Origin of the sequence: uncultured Roseobacter sp. (assembly GCF_947496515.1) — a bacterium.
GTDB lineage: Bacteria > Pseudomonadota > Alphaproteobacteria > Rhodobacterales > Rhodobacteraceae > Roseobacter.
Window position 1 is genome coordinate 152,708 of the sequence record NZ_CANMDB010000006.1, and the last position, 19,717, is coordinate 172,424.

Genomic DNA, 19,717 nt, shown 5'->3' on the forward strand with positions numbered 1-19,717 from the left:
GGGGAGGGGGCTTGCCCCCTTCTGCCGACGGGTCCCGGTTCAGGATCTGGGCTTGCGCGCCTCGAAGACGCGCTCGGCCAGGGCCTGTGTTTCGCGCTCCAGCGCCGTCAGGCCCTGGGCGGTGGCCGCGTCATCCTGGGCCTCCACCGCATCGGCGATCCTTGTGTGCAGGTCGATGATCCGGGCGCGGTCCCGGGCGGTGAAGGTGATCATGTTCATCAGCGGCTGCATGGCCTCCACCGCCCCTGCGAGCTGGTAGGACAGCACCGGGTTGCCCGCCCCATCGACCAGCGCGCGGTGAAAGGCCACGTCCGAGGCGCAGAAGGCCTCATCGGTGAGGCCCGGCTGGCCTTGCCTGTGGATCTCGGCGCGCATGGTGGCCAGGTGATCGGCGCTGCGCCGCGCGGCGGCGAGCGGCGCGCAGGCCCGTTCCAGCGCGTAACGCGCCTCGCAGGCGGTGCTGAAGCTGACCGCGTTCATGCTCAGCAGCAGCGTCGAAGTGGTGATCTGCTGGGGCTGGGCCGCCTCAAAGCTCAGCCGGTTGACAAAGGCGCCGCCCGTCGCGCCGCGTTGGGTGCGGATCAGCGATTGCGCCGCCAGCCGCTTGAGCGCTTCGCGCACCGTGGGGCGGGAGACGTCGAATTGCTCGGCCAGTTCCGCCTCCGAAGGCAGGCGTTCATCCACGATGAGCGTGCCTGCGATAATGGCGTCGCGGATCGCACCGGCGATCTGGGCGGAGAGGTCGGCGGGGTTCGAAGGGTCGATTTTCATATGTCTTACATTTAATGTTTGCCCGGGTCTCAATTGTCTGGCATTTGACGGGAGAGGACAAGGGACGATTCCGTGCACGCCACCCTGCGCACCACTCTCTGGCTGGGTTTTTTCGCCGCCATTCTGGGGGCGTGGTGGGTGATGTACGCCATGAGCGTGCAGATGGATCTGGATCTGCTGGGCCGTCCCGGCGAGATGGGCGCACGGATGGCGGCGATGGATCCCCGCATGCCGATGTATATGCCCATGGCGCATTTCGGGCCACTCTTCTGGATGTGGGCCATCATGATGGCGGCGATGATGTTGCCGACGCTGGTGCCGACGCTGCGCACCTACGAGGATCTGATGGTCAGCGCCGATGGCACGCGGGCGGGATGGCTTGGCGTGCTGTTGGGCTATTTCATGGTCTGGGTGCTCTTTGCCGCGGTGATCACCGGCGCGCAGCTGGCGCTGCTTTTCGGCGGTGTGGTGGATATGCTGGGGATCGCGCGCTCACCTTGGGTCGCGGGCGGGCTCTTGCTGGTGGTGGGTGCGTTTCAGTTCACCCGCGCCAAGGAGATCTGTCACGGGGTCTGTCATGCGCCGGGCCTCTATTTTCTGGGCCACTGGCGGAGGGGTTTTGCCGGCGGGCTGCGCATGGGGCTGGGGCTGGGGGCGTTTTGCGTCGGCTGTTGCTGGGGGTTCATGTCGCTGGGGTTCGTGGGCGGTGTCATGAACCTCGCCTGGATGGGTCTGGCGACGCTCTTCATGGTGATCGAAAAGCTGCCTCAGCTGGGGCATTATGTGACAAAACCGATGGGCGTGCTGCTGGTGGCGGCGGGGCTTGTCGTGATGGTGGGAGGATAGGATATGGCCAAGAACAGAAAACCGGACGCGGACCGTTTGCCGATTTCGCAGCGGATCGACCAGAGGATGCCCAACCCCAAGCGGCGCGAGGCGAGCCCGACGGAATGGGCCATCAAGGGGGAGCTGTTTCTCAACTGCTCCTGCACGGTGTTCTGTCCGTGCGTGGTGAGCCTGGGGGCGCATCCGCCCACCGAAGGGCATTGCCATGCCTGGATGGCGATCGCCATCGACGAAGGGCACTACGAAGGCGAGGATCTGGGCGGTCTCAACATCGGGCTGCTGGTCGATATTCCCGGGCGCATGGGAGAGGGCAACTGGAAGGTCGCGGCCTACGTGGACGAGCGTGCGACCGGCAAGGCCTATAACGGGATCCTGCAGATCTTCTCGGGCGCGGCTGGCGGGACAACGGGGCTGTTCACCATGCTGGTGTCCGAGATCATCGGAGCGGAACGCGCGCCGGTGGAGATCGTGCGCGAGGGCAACCGCCGCTCCATCATGATCGGGCGCAAGATCCAGGGCGAGATCGAGATGGTGGCGGGCAAGGATCCCGAGCATCCCGTGATGGTGAGCAATTCCAAATACTGGATGGGGCCGGACATCATCGCGGCCACGGGGCTGAAGAGCCGGGTACGCGATTACGGTCGGGTGTGGGATTTCAGCGGCAAGTCAGCCGAGATCTGCCCCATCGACTGGAAAGGCCCCAAGCCGTGATCGCGCCGGATTACGTGCGGATGATGGCGCGCTACAACGCCTGGCAGAACGACTGGCTGTTCGCGGCGGTGGCAGGGCTGGAGCCCGCGGCGCGCGAGGTGGACCGCGGCTTGTTCTGGGGGTCGGTGCGGGGCACGCTCAGCCATCTGATGTGGGGCGATGCGATGTGGATGTCGCGGTTTGACGGAGGCGCTGGACCGTCGTCGCCGCTGACCGAGACCGGCAGCGCCTATGACTGGGCGGCGCTCTGTGCCCAGCGCCCGGTGCTGGATGCCCGGATCACCGCCTGGGCGGCGACGCTGGCGCAGGACACCTTGGAAGGCGAGCTGAGCTGGTGGTCGGGGGCCGCGGGGCGCGAGATGTCGAAGCCCTATACGCTCTGCGTGGTGCATTTTTTCAACCATCAGACCCACCACCGCGGTCAGGTGCACGCTGCGCTGACGGCGCTGGGTGTGACGACCGACGATACCGATATCCCCTTTATGCCGGAGGCTGCCTGAGATGGCGCTGATTTCACCGTCGCGTCGGCTGCGTCGCACGCCGTTCTCCGAGGGGGTCGAGGCCGCGGGCGTCAAGGCCTATACGGTCTACAACCGGATGCTGCTGCCCACGGTCTTTGAGAGCGTGGAGGCCGATTACCATCATCTCAAGCGCCATGTTCAGGTCTGGGATGTGGCCGCCGAGCGACAGGTGGAGCTGCGCGGGCCGGATGCGGCAAAGCTCATGCAGATGCTGACCCCGCGGGATTTGCGCGGCATGTTGCCGGGGCGGTGTTTCTACATTCCCATCGTGGATGAGACCGGCGGCATGCTGAACGATCCCGTGGCCGTGAAGCTGGCGGAGGACCGCTGGTGGATCTCCATCGCGGATTCGGATCTGCTGCTCTGGGTCAAGGGGATTGCCAATGGCTGGCGGCTGGATGTGCTGATCGACGAGCCCGATGTGAGCCCGCTAGCGGTGCAGGGGCCGAAAGCTGAGGATCTGGTGGCGCGTGTCTTTGGCGAGAGCGTGCGCGATGTGCGGTTTTTCCGCTTTGGCATGTTCGAGTTCGAAGGGCGTGAGTTGGCGGTGGCGCGGTCGGGCTATTCCAAGCAGGGCGGGTTCGAGATCTACGTGGCGGGCAGCGATATCGCGATGCCGCTGTGGCACGCGCTCTTTGCCGCGGGGGCCGATCTGGAGGTGCGCGCGGGCTGTCCCAACGGGATCGAGCGGATCGAGGGGGGTCTTCTGAGCTACGGCAATGACATGACCGATGACAACACGCCCCATGAATGTGGTCTGGGGCGGTTTTGTGATACGCAGACGGCGATCGGCTGTATCGGGCGGGACGCGCTTTTGCGGGTGGCCAAGGAGGGGCCGGTGCAGCAGGTGCAGGCCATCGCCATCGAGGGCGATCCGGTGCCGCCGTGCGACCGGGCCTGGCCGCTTTATGGTGGCGGGCGGCGCGTGGGGCAGGTGACCTCTGCTGCCTGGAGCCCGGACTTTCAGACCAATGTGGCCATCGGTATGGTGCGGATGACCCATTGGGACAGCGGTACGGTACTGGACGTGGACGCGCCCGACGGGATGCGGCGGGGGGTCGTGCAGCCGGGGTTCTGGGCGTAGGGTACGGCAGGCCACCCGGCCCTCCGGGGGGAGTTTTTTCGGCAAGATGACAGGGGAGCGGATCCCCGGAATGGAGAGCGATATGTTCAAGGCACTTGTGGTGAGCAAGGATGAGGAAAGCGGCAAGACCTCCGCTGCGGTGGAGGAGATGGACGTGGACCGCTTGCCCGAGGGAGAGGTGACGGTGGCGGTGGAGTATTCCACCGTGAACTACAAGGACGGGTTGTGCATCGGACCGGGGGGCGGGCTGGTGCGCAACTATCCGCATGTGCCGGGGATTGATTTTGCGGGGACCGTCGAGGCCTCGGAGGATGCGCGCTATGCGCCGGGGGATAAGGTGGTTCTGACCGGCTGGCGTGTGGGCGAGGCGCATTGGGGCGGCTACGCTCAGCGGGCGCGGGTGAAGGCCGACTGGCTGGTGCCGCTGCCCGAGGGTCTGGATACGCGGGCCGCGATGGCGGTGGGCACGGCGGGGTTCACGGCCATGCTTGCGGTGATGGCGCTGGAGGATCATGGCATCAAGGACGGGCCGGTGTTGGTCACGGGCGCTGCGGGGGGCGTGGGTTCGGTTGCGGTGGCGCTGCTGGCGGCTTTGGGTCATGAGGTGGCGGCGGTGACCGGGCGGCCCGAGACATCCGACTATCTGACGGGTCTGGGTGCTGCGCGGATCGTGGCGCGCGAGGAGTTGGCGGAGACCGTCAAGCGGCCTTTGGAGGCGGAGACCTGGAGCGGTTGTGTCGATGCGGTGGGCGGCGCGATGCTGGCGCGGGTGTTGGGACAGATGAAGTACGGTGCGTCCGTTGCCGCCGTGGGATTGGCCGGTGGGGCGGGTTTGCCTGCGACGGTCATTCCGTTTTTGCTGCGCGGGGTGAACCTGTTGGGCATCGATTCGGTGATGCAGCCTTATGACAACCGCCTGCGCGCCTGGGAGCGGATCGCGGGCGATCTGCCCATGGAGAAGCTCGACGCGATGGTGCAGATGGCGGCACTGGCGGATCTGCCGCAGCTGGGGGCGGATATCCTCAAAGGTCAGGTCAAGGGCCGGGTCGTGGTGGATGTGAACGCCTGAGGGGGGGACACCCTCAGGGCAGGGCGCGGACGCCTTTGACGATCATCGCGAGCCCGACGCCGCCGAGGCCGAAGGCGCTCAGCCGGTCGGGACGCAGCCAGCGACCCGTACTGCGGCGCACGGCGTGCAGGGTCAGGAGCGCGTAGGCGAGGATCGAGGCTGCATCGAGCGCGATGAAGATCGCGCCGAGGACCAGGCTTTGCACCAGCATGCTGTGATCGGGTGAGATAAAGGCCGGAAAGAGCGCCATGAAAAAGACGATGGCCTTTGGGTTGGTGACGCAGGCGAAAAACCCCGCCCAGAAGGTGAGCCGGTTTGCGGGCGGCGTCGCGGGCGCGTCGGTGCGGGGGGCGGCTCTGAGCGCTTGCCAGGCGAGGTAGAGCAGGAAGAGCCCGCCGAGGATCTGCAGCAGTGGCAGTACCTGCGCCGAGAGGGCGACCAGGGCCGTGAGGCTGCTGACGGCCACGATGATATGCACCGCAGAGCCCAGCGCGTCGCCCGCCACCGCGATGACGGCGGCGCGGGGTCCGTGTTTCAGCGCCTGTGCCGTGGCGAAGGCCACCGACGGGCCCGGGGTGGCCACAAAGAGCAGCGTTGTGCCCAGAAAGGCGATGAGCAGGGGGAGATCCATGGGGTGCCTCGGGTGTTTCGTAGTCTGTTCTACGGGAGGGACGCTGCGCCGTCACGGGGGTATCTCTTGTCGCCGCGTTTGATCCGATTGCGAGGGCGTGGTTCGGCCCCTTTGGGCGCTTGCGGTTCGGGCGCTTTTCCCGTTGACTGACGCCATGCACAGGCAAGGGTCCTTCATGCCGATAGATACCGATTTCGTCCGCCGCCAGTTTCCGGCCTTCGCCGAGCCGTCCTTGCAGGGTCAGGCGTTTTTCGAGAATGCGGGCGGCTCCTATACCTGTGGCGCGGTGATCGACCGGCTGACACGGTTTTATACGGCCCGCAAGGTCCAGCCCTATGCGCCTTATCCCGCCAGCCGCCTCGCCGGGGCGGAGATGGATGAGGCGCGGGCGCGGATGGCGGCCATTCTGGGAGTGGAGAGCGACGAGCTGAGTTTTGGCCCCTCGACCACTCAGAACGCCTATGTGCTGGCGCAGGCCTTTGCGGAGCTGATGGAGCCGGGTGAGGCCATTGTCGTGACCGATCAGGATCACGAGGCCAATTCCGGCCCGTGGCGACGGCTGACGGCGCGCGGGATCGACATCCGCGAGTGGCGCATGAACCCCGAGACCGGGCATCTGGATCCTGCGGATCTGGAGGATCTGCTGGATGACGGGGTGCGGCTGGTGTGCTTTCCCCATTGCTCCAACGTGGTGGGGCAGATCAACCCGGTGACGGAGATCACGGCGCTGGCGCATGCGGCGGGCGCCTTTACCTGCGTTGACGGGGTATCCTACGCCCCGCACGGGTTTCCCGATGTGGGGGCGCTGGGGCCGGATATCTACCTCTTTTCCGCCTACAAGACCTACGGGCCGCATCAGGGGTTGATGGTCGTGCGGCGCGCGCTGGGGCAGCTCTTGCCCAATCAGGGTCATGTTTTCAACGGGGATGCGCTGGAGAAACGCTTTACCCCCGCGGGGCCGGATCACGCGCAGGTGGCGGCCTGTGCGGGGATGGCGGACTACGTCGACGCGCTTTACGATCATCATTTCGACGCGCCCGCCACGCCGGTGCAGCGGGGCTGCGCGGTGCATGATCTGATGCAGCACCGGGAGCAGGAGCTACTGGGACCGGTGCTGAACGCCCTGCGCAGCCGCAATGCGGTGCGGCTGATTGGGCCGGACCAGCCCGGCGGACGCGCGCCCACCGTGGCGCTGGCGCTGGAACGCCCCGGCGAGGACGTGGCGGCAGAGCTGGCCGGGCACGGCATCATGGCGGGGGGCGGCGATTTCTACGCGGGGCGCGCGCTCAAGGCGATGGGCGTTGATGAGGACAAGGGCGTGCTGCGGCTGAGCTTCACGCATTATACAACCCAGGGTGAGGTTGATCACCTTTTGACCGCGCTAGAGGCCGTTTTGTGAGACATGCCGGTGATCCAGCCTATGTCTAAGTGCGTAGCATTTATGACAAACACCAAAAGGTTGCCCGTTTGACGTCTTCGCCCGTTCTTGTCTGGTTCCGCCGCGATCTGCGTCTGAGCGACCACGCCGCCCTGTCCGCCGCCTGTGAGAGCGGGCGCCCGGTCATCCCGGTGTTCATTCACGATGATCTGTCCGAGCGACTGGGGGCTGCGCCCAAGTGGCGGCTGGGTCTGGGACTGGAGGCTCTGGCGAATGCGCTTGATGAAAAACGCAGCCGGTTGATCCTGCGGCGGGGGGCGGCGCTGGAGACGCTGCAGACGCTGATCCGCGAGACAGGGGCCGGTGCGGTCTACTGGTCGCGGCTTTACGATCCTGATGCGGTGGCGCGCGATAAAAAGGTGAAATCCACGCTGAAGGAGGCCGGGATCGAGGCCAAATCCTTTGGCGGGCATCTGATGTTCGAACCCTGGACGGTGGAGACCAAGACAGGTGGGTTCTACAAGGTCTACACGCCGTTCTGGAAGATGGTGAAAGGCCGCGATGTGGACGCCCCGAGGGGTACGCCAGGCAAGATCCCGGCGCCGGAAAGCTGGCCCGAGAGCGACGAGCTGGCGGACTGGCAGATGGGGGCCGCGATGGACCGCGGCGCGGAGATCGTGCGTCCTTACGTTCGCTTGGGCGAGCAGGCGGCGCAGTCGCGGTTGGGCGCTTTCATGGCCAATGGCGTGGCGGACTATGATGAGACGCGCGATCTGCCGGGGGTGGATGGCACCTCCGCGCTTTCGGAAAACCTGAGCCTCGGGGAGATCAGCCCGCATCAGTGCTGGCACGCAGGGATGCGCGCGCGCGAGGATGGCAAGGCGGGCGCTGAGACTTTCCTCAAGGAGCTCGTTTGGCGCGAGTTCGCTTATCACCTGATGCATCACACGCCGCGGCTGCTGAGTGACAACTGGAAAGAGGATTGGGACGCCTTCCCCTGGAACGAGGATGAGCGAAAGGCCGAAGTGCAGCGCTGGAAGCACGGGCGTACCGGCATCCAGTTCGTCGATGCATCATTGCGCGAGATGTATGTGACGGGCCGGATGCACAACCGCGGTCGGATGATCGTGGCGAGTTACCTGACCAAACACCTGCTGTGCCACTGGAAGATCGGAATGGCGTGGTTCGAGGACTGCCTGATTGACTGGGACCCGGCGAGCAATGCGATGGGCTGGCAGTGGTCGGCGGGCTCCGGCCCCGATGCGACGCCCTATTTCCGGGTCTTCAACCCGGTCACGCAGCTCGACAAGTTTGACAAGGACCGCGACTATGTGCGCCGCTGGATCGCCGAGGGGCGCAAGACGCCCAGTGATACGGCGCTGGCGTATTTCGACGCGATACCGCAAAGCTGGGGAATGGCGCCGGACGACAACTATCCGGATCCGGTGGTGGCGGCGGATCAAGGGCGCAAACGGGCACTGGATGCCTATGAGAACAGAGATTTTTGAGCGGTATGGGCCGCTTGCCTGAAACCGGCGGACGATCGGACGGGCGCAACGACGGGGAAGAACGATGATCTTGACAACAACAGACGGGCAGACGGGTCTGCCGCGATATTTCGCCCGTGTCTTCGGCATGGCGCAGGGGATGAAAAGCGGGCGGGTGGAGTTCGTGCTGCCGGACGGGCGGCGCTTTCGCGCCGAAGGGGCTGCCCCCGGTCCGCAGGCGGAGCTGCAGATCCACAACGATGATCTTTTTGCGCGCCTCATACGCGAGGGGGATCTGGGGTTCTGCGATGCCTATCTGGATGCCTGGTGGTCCACGCCCGATCTGCCGGCGTTTATGGATCTGGTGCACCAGGACCAGAATGAGCATCTCTACGATGGTTTCCCGGGCATGGCGCTCTTGCAGAATTACGAGAAGTTCCGCTTTTGGCTGCAACGCAATCACCGGACCCAGGCCAAGCGCAACATCAGCTACCACTATGATCTGGGCAATGAGTTCTACGGTCTGTGGCTGGACGACACGATGACCTATTCCTCGGCGTTGTTCGTCGACAGCCAGGAGAGCACGGAGACGGCGCAGATCGCCAAGTACAAATCCATGGTCGATGAGATGGGCGTGCAGCCCGGTGATCATGTGCTGGAGATCGGCTGCGGCTGGGGCGGGTTTGCGGAATATGCCGCCGGTGAGCGCGGGCTTCGGGTCACGGCACTGACCATTTCGCAGGAACAGTTCGATTACGCGCGCGCGCGGATCGAGCGGGCGGGGCTGGGCCATTTGGTGGAGCTCAAGCTGCAGGATTACCGCGATGAGACCGGCACCTACGACGGCATCGCCAGCATCGAGATGTTCGAGGCCGTGGGCGAGCGCTACTGGCCGGCCTACTTCGGCGTGGTGCGCGACCGGCTGAAGCCCGGCAAGACGGCCACGCTGCAGATCATCACCGTCGCGGACCGGCGCTGGAAGGTCTACAAGCGCGGGGTGGATTTCATCCAGAAATACATCTTCCCAGGCGGTATGCTGCCCAGCCCCACGGCGCTGCGCGATCAGATCGGGCGGGCGGGGCTGGCGGTGGAACGGTCCATTGAATTCGGCGAGAGCTACGCGGAAACGCTCAAACGCTGGCACGAGACGTTCAATGACAAGTGGGAGCAGGTGAGCAGCCTTGGGTTTGACGACCGGTTCCGGCGGCTGTGGAATTTCTATCTCACCTCCTGCGCGGCGACCTTTGCCACCGCCAACTGTGATGTGACCCAGATCACGGTGAAACGGCCCGGCTAGGCTGTGCGTGGCGATGCAAGAGAGGGCAGGCAAGCCCCCTCACCCCCATCGAGGGGGATCGGGGCCTGCCCGGCCGCTGGCCGGGTGGCGCCGCCCCGATCCTGGGGCGCGTCATTGGGTGCTGCGCCGCCCGGACGAAAGTGCCGGGCAGCGTCCGACCCTCCTCGATGGAGGGGAGGACGCTTCTCCCCTGATCGTGAAAAGACGGGTAACCGGATCGTGCCGCGGGCGGGCGCGGGGTCTCATGTCTGCTTGACGTCTCGACGCTGCTGATCTTGAGTGCGGGCAAGGCCAGAACCGGCAGACGAGGCAGGCAGCGATGACAGCGCTTTTTCTATTTGGCACCCTGTGCCACCCGCCGCTGCTGCACGCGGTGCTGGGCGATGCTGCTCACGTTACGACGACGTCCGCGACACTGCCCGGTTACGCGGTGGCCATGGCCAAGGACGGCCCTTTTCCGACGATCGCCACCGCGCCGGACGAGCACACCCCCGGTGTTCTGGTCACGGGGCTGACGGAGGCGGACTGGGCGCAGCTCGACTACTATGAGGCAGCTTTCGACTACCGGCCCCGCCCCGTGACGCTGTCGGAAGGTCAGGCGGCCTTGGCCTACCTGCCGCCGCCCGGTCGCTGGACGCCGGCGGGCGCGTGGTCGCTGGCAGCCTGGGCGGATCATTGGGGAGCGCTCAGCACCTTCGCCGCCGAAGAGGTCATGGGCTATTTCGGCACCAGGCCCGAAGCGGAGATCGCAAAGATGTTTCCGGCAATCCGCGCGCGGGCGGCGTCACGATTGAACGCAGCGGACAGCCAGCACGGGGCGGGCACCCTGAAAGGCCGCATCGAGGTCATCGACCGCACGCGCCCCTATTCGAAGTTCTTCGCGCTCGATGACATCACCTTGCGCCACGAACGATTTGACGGGACGATGACAGGGCCGCTGGACAGGGCCGTGTTTGTCGCCGTCGATGCGGCGCTCGTGCTGCCCTATGATCCCATCCGCGACCGGGTGCTGCTGGTGGAGCAGATGCGGATGGGACCGCTGGCGAGGGGGGATCGCCACTGTTGGCAGCTGGAGCCCATCGCGGGCCGCATCGACGGCGGCGAAAGCCCCGAGGTGGCCGCGCGTCGGGAGGCAGTGGAAGAGGCGGGACTGAACCTGGGGCGTCTGCACGTCGTCTCGCAAAGCTATGCGAGCCCGGGTAATTCGTCGGAATTCTGCTACAGCTATGTGGGCATCGCGGATCTGCCGGGCAGTGTGACCGGCACCGGCGGTCTGGAGGCCGAACACGAGGATATCCGCACCCACCTGATGAGCTTTGACGCGCTCATGAGCCTGTGTGACACCGGCCAGGCGGCCAACGCGCCTCTGGTCATGATGGCCTATTGGCTGGCGCGGCACCGGGCACGATTGCGCGGTTCCTCTTGAGGTCGTTCAAACCCGCCGCTAGGTGTTGAGAACGCAATCGAAGGAACGCTGGCATGCATGTTGCAGCAGATCTGGCCGCGGCCATTGGAAACACGCCGCTCATCCGTCTCAAACAGGCCAGCGAGGCCACCGGCTGCGAGATCCTCGGCAAGGCGGAGTTCATGAACCCGGGCCAGTCGGTCAAGGACCGGGCGGCGCTCTTCATCATCCGCGATGCGGTCGAGAAGGGCCTGCTGAAACCGGGCGGCACCATCGTGGAGGGCACGGCGGGCAACACCGGCATCGGGCTGGCGCTGGTCGGGGCCTCCATGGGCTTCAAGACGGTGATCGTGATCCCCGAGACTCAGAGCCAGGAAAAGAAAGACATGCTGCGGCTGGCGGGGGCGGAACTGGTCGAGGTGCCCGCCGCCCCCTACCGCAACCCCAACAACTTCGTGCGCTATTCCGAACGGCTGGCCGCGGAGCTGGCGCGCAACACCAACGAGGGCGTGATCTGGGCCAACCAGTTCGACAATGTGGCCAACCGGCAAGCGCATATCGAGACCACGGGCCCGGAGATCTGGGAGCAGACCGGCGGCAAGGTGGATGGCTTCATCTGTGCCGTGGGCTCCGGCGGGACGCTGGCGGGGGTGGCAGAGGTGCTGCAGCCCCGCGGCGTCAAGATCGGGTTGGCGGATCCCGATGGCGCGGCGCTTTACAACCACTATGTCCACGGCGAGCTGAAGACGACCGAGGGCTCCTCGATCAACGAAGGCATCGGGCAGGTGCGGATCACCAAGAACCTCGAAGGGTTCACGCCTGATTTCAGCTACAACATCCACGACGCCGAGGCGCTGCCCATCGTCTTTGATCTGCTGGAGCATGAGGGGCTCTGTCTGGGCGGCTCATCGGGCATCAATATCGCAGGGGCCATGCGGTTGGCGCGCGATCTGGGGCCGGGGCATACCATCGTGACCATCCTGTGCGACTACGGTACGCGCTACCAGTCCAAGCTTTTCAATCCTGACTTCCTGCGGGAAAAGGGGCTGCCAGTTGCGGCCTGGATGACCCGCACGCCTGCCGATCTTCCGGCGGTGTTCGAGGACGTATGACACTCCTGGCGGTGGTGCTGCGCACGCTTGCCGTTACGGTCTTTGTGCTGTGGGGTGTGCTGGCGTTCGCGCAACAGGCAGGCACCGGCGTGGTTGGCGAGGAATGGGAGGCGCTGGCCGAGCAGGCCGAAGCGGTCATCGACGAGAGCGATGCCAACAACGAGCAACTGGAACAGCTGCGCGCCGAGATCGCCGAGTTCCGCACCACCTTTACCACCGGCAGCCAGGCGAACGCCGAACGGATCGCCACCCTGCGCAGCCAGATCGAGGCTCTCGGGCCGGTGCCCGAGAGCGGCGAGGAGCCCGAGGACATCGCAGCGCGCCGGGCGCAGCTGCAGGCGCAACTGGACGCGCTGCTGGCACCCGTCCGCGTGGCCGAAGAGGCGTTTCGCCGCGCCGATGGTTTGATCCGCGAGATCGACACGATCATCCGCGACCGGCAGGCCCGGCGTCTGCTGGCGCTCGGGCCCTCTCCGCTGAACCCGACGCACTGGCCCACAGCGCTTGCCGATCTGCGCTCCGTGCTGGGTGGTATCGCGCAGGAGGTCGAGACACTGAGCGACCGCGAGCGCCGCGAGCGCCTGTCCGACAACCTGCCGCTGGTGTTGTTGTTGCTGGGGGTATCGCTGGCGCTGATCATCCGAGGCCGGGCCTGGGCGGGCTTTGGCCTGACGTATCTGCGCCGCTGGGGCGGGCGCGGCTCTGGCGTATGGCGATTTCTCGTTTCGCTTTTGCGGATCTTCCTGCCGCTGGCAGGTCTTTTGCTGTTGACCCATGCGGTGCGGCTGACCGGGCTGGTGGGCAACAGGACAGACCAGATCCTCGAAGCGCTGCCGGTCTTCGGTTTCGTGCTTTTGTGGTTCCGCTGGCTCTCCGAGCGGCTTTTTGCGCGGCTGGACGAGGATGCGCTGCTGCCTTTGCCGAGCGCCAAACGCTCGGCCGCGCGGTTCTACATGCTGCTGTTGTCGATCTTCTTTGTGTCGCGCGGTGTGGTGGAGCTGCTGATCGAATTCGAAGAGGTAGAACCGGCAACCGTGGCGGTGCTGGCCTTTCCCATCGTGGTGCTGATCGCGCTGACGCTGATGCCCATCGGGATCATCCTGCGCAAGTGTCAGGTGGAAAGCGAGCCGGGCAGTGAGGAAACCCCCCGCGGGGCCGGTCTGGCCCGGGTCGCCCGTCTGGCGGGCAGCGTGCTGGTGGTGGTCTCGGTCGTGGCTCCGCTCATGGCGGCCGTGGGCTATGCGGAGGCGGGCAACGCGCTGCTCTATCCCACCCTCGTCAGCCTGCTGATCCTCGGTTTCATGCTCACGCTGCAGCGCTTTTCCGTCGATGTCTACGCGCTGATCACCAAGGACGAGGAACGCGCGCGCGACGCGCTAGTACCGGTGCTGGTGGGCTTTGCATTGGTCCTCGCATCCTTGCCGCTGCTGGCGCTGGCCTGGGGGGCGCGGGTTGCGGATCTCACAGAGGTCTGGGCGATGTTCACCCGCGGTTTCGCCATTGGCGAAACGCGCATCTCGCCCGGTGATTTCCTGACCTTTGCAGTGATCTTTGCGCTTGGGTATTTCCTGACCCGGCTGGTGCAAAGCACGATGCGCACCAACGTGCTGCCCAAGACCCGCATGGACATCGGCGGTCAGAATGCCATCGTGTCGGGTCTTGGATATGTGGGGATTTTCCTCGCGGCGGTGCTGGCGATCACCGGTGCGGGCATTGATCTGTCTTCGCTCGCCATTGTGGCAGGGGCGCTGTCTGTTGGCATCGGCTTTGGGTTGCAGACCATCGTGTCGAACTTCGTCTCGGGCATCATCCTGCTGATCGAGCGACCGATCTCCGAAGGTGACTGGATCGAGGTCGGCGGTCAGATGGGGTATGTCCGCGATATTTCGGTACGCGCCACCCGGATCGAGACCTTTGACCGCACGGATGTGATCGTGCCCAATGCCGATCTGGTGTCCGGAACAGTCACCAACTACACCCGCGGCAACAAGGTCGGTCGGCTGATCGTGGCTGTGGGCGTGGCTTACGGCACCGACACGCGTCGGGTGGAAAAGATCCTGCGCGAGATCGCCGAGGACCAGCCCATGGTGTTGCAGAAGCCGCCGCCGCTGATCCTTTTCAACAACTTCGGCGCGGACTCGCTGGAGTTCGAGATCCGGGTGATCCTGCGTGATGTGAACTGGATCATGCCGGTCAAGAACGACATCAACCACGCGATTGCGGAGCGTTTCGCCGCCGAAGGAATCGAGGTGCCCTTCGCGCAGCGTGACATCTGGCTGCGCAATCCAGAGGCGCTGCAGGTCGGTGCGGTCGCGCCCGTGGCCGCTCAGCAGACGGCGGGAGACGAGGCACCGGCGCACCGCGACGAAGAGGCGGAACCCACCGCCGACCGGGATGGCGACCTGCCGGAAGAGGGCGTGGCCGAGGGCGATCAGCACAGCTGACACCGCGGCCAAAGACGCATCGGCCGGTGAGAGGGCAGGGCGCGATTGTCTCTTGCAATCGGGCCTGCTGCCGGGCTATGTCGCGCGAACGGAGCGGTGGCCGAGTGGTCGAAGGCGCACGCCTGGAAAGTGTGTAGGCGGGAGACCGTCTCCAGGGTTCGAATCCCTGTCGCTCCGCCACTGGCTTTTCGCAAAGCGAAACGCCAAAACCATCTGACACAAAGAGACTGGCGGCAGTCGTTTCGCAGAAAAGATGAGAGCTTCCGAGGTTCGAACTCTCTCCCGACGGGTCCGCCACAGGCTTTTCTGGAACAGAAACGCCAGTTCCCTTCAGATAGAAGACCTGAGCGGCAGTTGCATCGCAGATGCAACGAGAGCGTCCAAGGTTCGAACTATGTGCCGTTCGCCTCGCCACAGGCGTTTTTGGAAAAAAACGCCAGATACCTTTCGCTGGTGTGTTCTCGGTTGTGGCTGATCCCACGACGCGAGTTGTGACCGCGACAGTGATGCAGAATGCCCGTCAGCTCATGGCCTGGTGTCTGACGAACACACGGCGCGCGCTCAATGTCCACCGCGTCGATCCGTTCCCCGGAGATGGCGGAGCGCTTGCGGGTCTGGTTGCTGGGCTAGGCGCCGCGTGAAGCATTCGACAAGCGTAGGATTTCTCGCCCCGGCTTCGCCTCGATCCGAAACATGGAGACGTCGGAAGGACTGTTCGGCCTCCTCGACCACCATCGCCGGAATGCGCGTCCGTGCAATGCCGATGAATGGCAAGACGTCGGACCCAACCGGGAGAACGGTGTCATACAGTAAGCTTTTCACCTCAAACCCGATTGCCGAGGCGTCTTGCCCACCCTGACTGGCGGCCTGGGAGCCTGCGACAATCCTACCGACCCCGTCGCGGCTGCTGACGTATCCCCGTTCAATAATCCGCACCAGAGATCCGATCGGTATTATCTTGGCTGTCGGCACCTTTGGGTTTAACCGATTGATTTTGAGCTTGGGGGGCCCCGTTGTAGCGGGCACGCGCCCCGCGAACGAGCCTATTGTTTTTCAAAATTGTTGTACCGGTCCCAAGCGGCATTTTGCGAATTGAAATACCGCGTGTATACCGTTTGCAGTCATTTGTAGCGATACTGCACAATCCAAGAGGTACAAGATGGTCGACGCGGCCCAAACACTCGGGAATTCGGCATTCGAACGCATGAAGGCCATGATCCTCGACGGCACGCTTGAACCGGGCACGTTGCTACGGGAAAAGAAATTCGCCGACCGGCTCGGTGTCTCCCGAACCCCGGTCCGAGAGGCGATTGGTCAGCTCATCAGCCAGGGCCTCGCCACCCGGTCCGAGGGCGGCGCACCGGTCGTCAGCAGCGTATCCCTGAGTGATATCATGGAGATCTTGCATGCCCGCAGCCTGCTGGAATGCGAAACGGCTAAAAAAGCGGCGACATCGGGCAAAACCATGGAAGAGCTTTTGTCCCTGCGGGCGCAGATCGTCGAGTTTCTGGAGGGGGAGCGACCGGATTCGCGCGCGCACTCGGCCGTTGATTCGCACCTGCACCTGGAGATCGCGCGGCTTGCAGGCTCAAAGCTTCTTATTGCGTTGATAGAAGGGCTTAAGGTGAAAACGAGCATGTTCGATCAGGGCTATATCCCGGACCGCTTTGAGCCCGGCTGCCATGAGCACTTGACGCTGATCGACGCCATTGTGGCGGGGTCGCCGGACGCGGCAGCCGCCGCGATGAAAGAGCATCTGCTGAATGTCCGCAAAGCGATCATTTCGCATATACATCACCCGTTTTGACCATTTTTGCAGTCTGTGATGCAGCGCAATGAAACGTGCCAGTTGACTTGGCATCCGGCGTGTATACCATCTGCATACCAGTGAGTACCGGGGGTGATAATGGTCACGGCAGCGACGGACGTACGGCGACCGGACGGCGGGATCGTTCTGGCGATTACCTTTCAGTACTACCGTGATCTGGCCGCCGCGATGAGGTTCTACGAGGACATTCTCGGCCTGACGCTCGCCATTGATCAGGGCTGGTCCAAAATCTACCGCATTGACGGTCAGGCGCATGTGGGCCTCGTGGACGAGACACGCGGCATGAAGAAATGGCGCGCGGAAAAGACGGTCCAGCTGTGCTTGCGGGTGCCGGATGTCGACGCCTGGTATGCCTGGGCCAAGGCCAGTGCCGTCGCGAACCTGAGCGAGATGTTCGACAGTGCGGAGCTTGGCATACGTGCCTTCGTCATGGACGATCCTGAAGGTTACCAGATTGAGGTGCAGACTGCGAAGCCGGGGCACTGACACGAAAAAGGCGACAAACGCGCCGAAAAAAGAAAACAGTAAGGGAGTTTGCTATGAAATACCTGTCTCAGTCCGCGCTGCGCGCCGGGGCCGTCGGTGTGGCCCTCATGGTCGCAACAGGGGCCACCGCGCAGGAGAAGTCGGTGATCATCGGCTTGACGTCCGATCCCAGCCATCTGTATCCGCTGGCGGGCGAGGAGCTGTCCTCGAACATCATGTACTACCATCTGTACGATCCGCTGGTGAAGCGCAGCGCCGATCTGTCGTTCGGTCCCGGTCTCGCTGAAAGCTGGGAAAACGTGGATGAGACGACCTGGCGTTTCAAGTTGCGCGAGGGCGTGACGTTCCACAATGGCAACACCTTCACCGCTGATGACGTCGTTTTCACGGTCGCCAAGGCACGCGACTCCATCCGCCCCGATCTGGTCGCCAACATCGCCGAGATCGTGGCGGTGGATGATCTGACGGTCGAGATCAAGACACCACAGCCCTATGCGGTGCTGCCGAATGATCTGGCGGAATTGCTGATCCTCGATGAGGAGTACACCACCGAGACGGGCGATGAGCAGATGGACCTCAAGCCCATGGGCACCGGCCCCTACAAGCTGGTGGAGTGGATCAAGGAAGAAAAGCTGACGCTGGAGGCTTTTGACGACTATTGGGCGGGTGCACCCGAGATCAAGAGCGTCACCTTTCGCCCGATCACGAACCCGGCGACGCGCACTGCCGCACTGCTGACCGGCGAGGTGGATGTGATTCAGGATCTTGCCGTGCGGGATGTGGACCGGGTCAAGAGCGAGGCGGATTTCGAGGTGCTGACCCGGCCCAGCCTGCTGAACGTGGTGCTGGCGATGGACACAAGGGCGCAGTCGCCGACGATTGAGGGCGAGAACCCGATGACTGACGTGCGCGTGCGTCAGGCGATCGCCCACGCCATTGACGTGGATGCCATCAACAAGATCGTGATGAACGGGCTGGCGACGCCCAGCGACCAATACGTACCGTCCTCCCACATCGGATATGTCGAAGGTGCGAATTTCCGCGAGATGTATCCGCTGGACATCGAAAAGGCCAAATCTCTCTTGGCGGAAGCGGGACATCCTGACGGTTTCACCATGACGCTGGATGCCACCAACAACCGCTATGTCAACGATGCGCAGATCGCGCAGGCGCTTGCCTCCATGCTGGCCAAGATCGGTGTGACCCTTGAACTCAACATCATGCCTAAGTCGAATTTCTGGGGATACATCCGGGTGCCCACGGAAAACTCCAGCTTCATCATGAGCGGATGGGATGTGCCTGCGGGTGACGCAGGGTCGATGTATGGCGCGCTCTTTTACACGAGAGACAAGAAAGAGGGCTACGGTCAGGTGAACCGCGGCTCCTATTCCAACCCTGAGGTTGACGCTCTCGTTGACAAGGCGGATGCCACGCCCAGCATCGAGGAGCGGGACCAGCATTTGCAGGAGGCGACCAAGATCCTGCTGCAGGAGGTGCCGATGATCCCGGTGCATTATGAGCAGGACATCTACGCCGCGCGGAAGGGTGTGACGCTGGAGCCGCGGGTGGACAAGTTCATCTGGGCCTACGACATGGACGTCGAGTAAGACCATCGGCCCCGGCGGAGCAATCTGCCGGGGCTTTTCTTTATCCTGAGAGACAGAAAACCCCCGCATGTTCGGTTACCTGATCAAACGCCTGATCCAGATGCTGCTGGTGCTCTGGGTCGTCTCGGTCATCGTGTTCCTGATGATGAGTTTCACCGGCGATCCCGTGTTCATGGTGGTGCCCATCGATGCAACCGATGCCGAGATCGCGCAGGCGCGGCGGCTGCTGGGCTTGTACGACTCTCTGTTGGTGCAATACTGGAAGTTCATCACCAGCCTGGTTCAGGGCGATTTCGGGCGATCCTACGTGTTTCGCCAACCGGCAATGACCCTGATCCTCGAACGGATGCCCGCCACGGTCGAGATGGTGCTGGTGGCGATGGTGCTGGCTGTGGTCGTGGCGATCCCGCTGGGCGTCTATGCGGGGGCCAATCCCAACGGACGGTTGAGCCGCATCATCATGTCCAGTTCACTTTTGGGCATTTCGCTGCCGGGGTTCTGGGTGGGTATGGTGTTGATCTATCTTTTCGCGGTGAATTGGGGTGTTTTTCCGTCCTCCGGCCGTGGTGACACGGCCGAGGTCTTCGGCCTGCGTGTCAGCCTGCTGACCTGGGACGGATGGCACCACATCGCGCTGCCCGCGATCACGCTGTCACTGGGGACGATGGCGATCCTGCTGCGGATGACGCGGGCCGGGATGATGGAGGTCAGCCGACAGGATTACATGAAGTTCGCCCGCGCCAAGGGGGCGACGCGCCGCGATGTACTGTACAAACACGGGCTGAAAAACGCGCTCATCCCGGTGGTCACCATATTCGGGCTGCAACTCGGCGATCTGATTGCCTTTGCCACGATCACCGAGACGATTTTTTCCTGGCCCGGCATGGGCAAGCTGTTGATCGACAGCATTTACCGCGCCGACCGCCCGGTGATCGTGGTCTACCTGATGCTCGTTGCGCTGATTTTCGTGGTCATTAATTTCCTCGTCGACATCGTCTATACGCTGATCGACCCGCGCATCACGCTGAAATGAGGGCGCT

General features: G+C 64.0%; 17 protein-coding genes and 1 tRNA gene. 16 read left to right on the plus strand and 2 right to left on the minus strand.

Going from position 1 to position 19,717, the window contains the following annotated elements; genetic code table 11:
- Positions 1–39 precede the first annotated feature (39 nt).
- The gene (locus Q1A53_RS12770; protein ID WP_299967192.1) at positions 40–771 is read right to left on the minus strand and encodes an FCD domain-containing protein; all 732 of its coding nucleotides are present in this window, start codon (positions 769–771) and stop codon (positions 40–42) included.
- A 72-nt stretch (positions 772–843) separates the two neighbouring features.
- Between Q1A53_RS12770 and Q1A53_RS12775 the strand changes: the two genes are divergently transcribed.
- The 5 genes from Q1A53_RS12775 to acuI all read left to right on the plus strand — a co-directional run bounded on the left by Q1A53_RS12775 (position 844) and on the right by acuI (position 5,002).
- Positions 844–1,617, plus strand: a complete 774-nt coding sequence (locus Q1A53_RS12775; protein ID WP_299967195.1) for a DUF2182 domain-containing protein — start codon at positions 844–846, stop codon at positions 1,615–1,617.
- 3 nt (positions 1,618–1,620) lie between these two features.
- Positions 1,621–2,328: a DUF1326 domain-containing protein gene (locus Q1A53_RS12780; RefSeq protein ID WP_299967198.1), complete on the plus strand. Its 708-nt coding sequence runs from the start codon at positions 1,621–1,623 to the stop codon at positions 2,326–2,328.
- Entirely contained in the window at positions 2,325–2,828 is a 504-nt protein-coding gene (locus Q1A53_RS12785; protein WP_299967202.1) for a DinB family protein, read from the plus strand. The genes Q1A53_RS12780 and Q1A53_RS12785 overlap by 4 nt, the downstream gene beginning before the upstream one ends.
- A gap of 1 nt (position 2,829) precedes the next feature.
- Complete coding sequence (locus Q1A53_RS12790; RefSeq protein WP_299967204.1) at positions 2,830–3,933, plus strand: dimethylsulfoniopropionate demethylase; 1,104 nt, start codon at positions 2,830–2,832, stop codon at positions 3,931–3,933.
- Positions 3,934–4,015: 82 nt separating this feature from the next.
- On the plus strand, positions 4,016–5,002 hold the full coding sequence (acuI, locus tag Q1A53_RS12795) for an acryloyl-CoA reductase (protein ID WP_299967207.1): 987 nt from the start codon (positions 4,016–4,018) through the stop codon (positions 5,000–5,002).
- 13 nt (positions 5,003–5,015) lie between these two features.
- On the opposite strand, the gene Q1A53_RS12800 is transcribed toward acuI, so the two are convergent.
- Positions 5,016–5,633, minus strand: a complete 618-nt coding sequence (locus tag Q1A53_RS12800; protein ID WP_299967210.1) for a LysE family translocator — start codon at positions 5,631–5,633, stop codon at positions 5,016–5,018.
- A 175-nt stretch (positions 5,634–5,808) separates the two neighbouring features.
- On the opposite strand from Q1A53_RS12800, the gene Q1A53_RS12805 reads away from it, so the two are divergent.
- The 11 genes from Q1A53_RS12805 (at position 5,809) to Q1A53_RS12855 (ending at position 19,710) form a co-directional block, all read left to right on the plus strand.
- A complete protein-coding gene (locus Q1A53_RS12805; protein WP_299967213.1) occupies positions 5,809–7,032 on the plus strand; it encodes an aminotransferase class V-fold PLP-dependent enzyme in 1,224 nt (407 codons plus the stop codon).
- Positions 7,033–7,100: 68 nt separating this feature from the next.
- The gene (locus Q1A53_RS12810; RefSeq protein ID WP_299967216.1) at positions 7,101–8,519 is read left to right on the plus strand and encodes a deoxyribodipyrimidine photo-lyase; all 1,419 of its coding nucleotides are present in this window, start codon (positions 7,101–7,103) and stop codon (positions 8,517–8,519) included.
- A gap of 64 nt (positions 8,520–8,583) precedes the next feature.
- Positions 8,584–9,795: a cyclopropane-fatty-acyl-phospholipid synthase family protein gene (locus tag Q1A53_RS12815; RefSeq protein ID WP_299967219.1), complete on the plus strand. Its 1,212-nt coding sequence runs from the start codon at positions 8,584–8,586 to the stop codon at positions 9,793–9,795.
- A gap of 319 nt (positions 9,796–10,114) precedes the next feature.
- Complete coding sequence (locus tag Q1A53_RS12820) at positions 10,115–11,221, plus strand: NUDIX domain-containing protein (protein ID WP_299967222.1); 1,107 nt, start codon at positions 10,115–10,117, stop codon at positions 11,219–11,221.
- A gap of 53 nt (positions 11,222–11,274) precedes the next feature.
- On the plus strand, positions 11,275–12,312 hold the full coding sequence (locus Q1A53_RS12825; RefSeq protein WP_299967225.1) for a cysteine synthase A: 1,038 nt from the start codon (positions 11,275–11,277) through the stop codon (positions 12,310–12,312).
- A complete protein-coding gene (locus tag Q1A53_RS12830; RefSeq protein ID WP_299967228.1) occupies positions 12,309–14,756 on the plus strand; it encodes a DUF3772 domain-containing protein in 2,448 nt (815 codons plus the stop codon). Before Q1A53_RS12825 ends, Q1A53_RS12830 begins: the two co-directional genes overlap by 4 nt.
- Before the next feature lie 90 nt (positions 14,757–14,846).
- Positions 14,847–14,936: transfer RNA gene (locus tag Q1A53_RS12835), tRNA-Ser, on the plus strand.
- Between the two features lie 979 nt (positions 14,937–15,915).
- Positions 15,916–16,563, plus strand: coding sequence for a GntR family transcriptional regulator (locus tag Q1A53_RS12840; protein ID WP_299967234.1), 648 nt, complete (start codon positions 15,916–15,918; stop codon positions 16,561–16,563).
- Between the two features lie 99 nt (positions 16,564–16,662).
- Positions 16,663–17,070, plus strand: coding sequence for a VOC family protein (locus Q1A53_RS12845; RefSeq protein ID WP_299967237.1), 408 nt, complete (start codon positions 16,663–16,665; stop codon positions 17,068–17,070).
- A gap of 53 nt (positions 17,071–17,123) precedes the next feature.
- On the plus strand, positions 17,124–18,677 hold the full coding sequence (locus Q1A53_RS12850) for an ABC transporter substrate-binding protein (protein ID WP_299967240.1): 1,554 nt from the start codon (positions 17,124–17,126) through the stop codon (positions 18,675–18,677).
- Positions 18,678–18,744: 67 nt separating this feature from the next.
- A complete protein-coding gene (locus tag Q1A53_RS12855) occupies positions 18,745–19,710 on the plus strand; it encodes an ABC transporter permease (protein WP_299967243.1) in 966 nt (321 codons plus the stop codon).
- Positions 19,711–19,717 lie beyond the last annotated feature (7 nt).

What these genes read in the sequence shown, in the direction of transcription:
- Q1A53_RS12770 (WP_299967192.1), bottom strand. Translation starts at nt 771, where the DNA reads ATGAAAATCGACCCTTCGAACCCCGCCGACCTCTCCGCCCAGATCGCC.
- Q1A53_RS12780 (WP_299967198.1), top strand. Translation starts at nt 1,621, where the DNA reads ATGGCCAAGAACAGAAAACCGGACGCGGACCGTTTGCCGATTTCGCAG.
- Q1A53_RS12790 (WP_299967204.1), top strand. Translation starts at nt 2,830, where the DNA reads ATGGCGCTGATTTCACCGTCGCGTCGGCTGCGTCGCACGCCGTTCTCC.
- acuI (WP_299967207.1), top strand. Translation starts at nt 4,016, where the DNA reads ATGTTCAAGGCACTTGTGGTGAGCAAGGATGAGGAAAGCGGCAAGACC.
- Q1A53_RS12800 (WP_299967210.1), bottom strand. Translation starts at nt 5,633, where the DNA reads ATGGATCTCCCCCTGCTCATCGCCTTTCTGGGCACAACGCTGCTCTTT.
- Q1A53_RS12805 (WP_299967213.1), top strand. Translation starts at nt 5,809, where the DNA reads ATGCCGATAGATACCGATTTCGTCCGCCGCCAGTTTCCGGCCTTCGCC.
- Q1A53_RS12815 (WP_299967219.1), top strand. Translation starts at nt 8,584, where the DNA reads ATGATCTTGACAACAACAGACGGGCAGACGGGTCTGCCGCGATATTTC.
- Q1A53_RS12820 (WP_299967222.1), top strand. Translation starts at nt 10,115, where the DNA reads ATGACAGCGCTTTTTCTATTTGGCACCCTGTGCCACCCGCCGCTGCTG.
- Q1A53_RS12825 (WP_299967225.1), top strand. Translation starts at nt 11,275, where the DNA reads ATGCATGTTGCAGCAGATCTGGCCGCGGCCATTGGAAACACGCCGCTC.
- Q1A53_RS12830 (WP_299967228.1), top strand. Translation starts at nt 12,309, where the DNA reads ATGACACTCCTGGCGGTGGTGCTGCGCACGCTTGCCGTTACGGTCTTT.
- Q1A53_RS12840 (WP_299967234.1), top strand. Translation starts at nt 15,916, where the DNA reads ATGGTCGACGCGGCCCAAACACTCGGGAATTCGGCATTCGAACGCATG.
- Q1A53_RS12845 (WP_299967237.1), top strand. Translation starts at nt 16,663, where the DNA reads ATGGTCACGGCAGCGACGGACGTACGGCGACCGGACGGCGGGATCGTT.
- Q1A53_RS12850 (WP_299967240.1), top strand. Translation starts at nt 17,124, where the DNA reads ATGAAATACCTGTCTCAGTCCGCGCTGCGCGCCGGGGCCGTCGGTGTG.
- Q1A53_RS12855 (WP_299967243.1), top strand. Translation starts at nt 18,745, where the DNA reads ATGTTCGGTTACCTGATCAAACGCCTGATCCAGATGCTGCTGGTGCTC.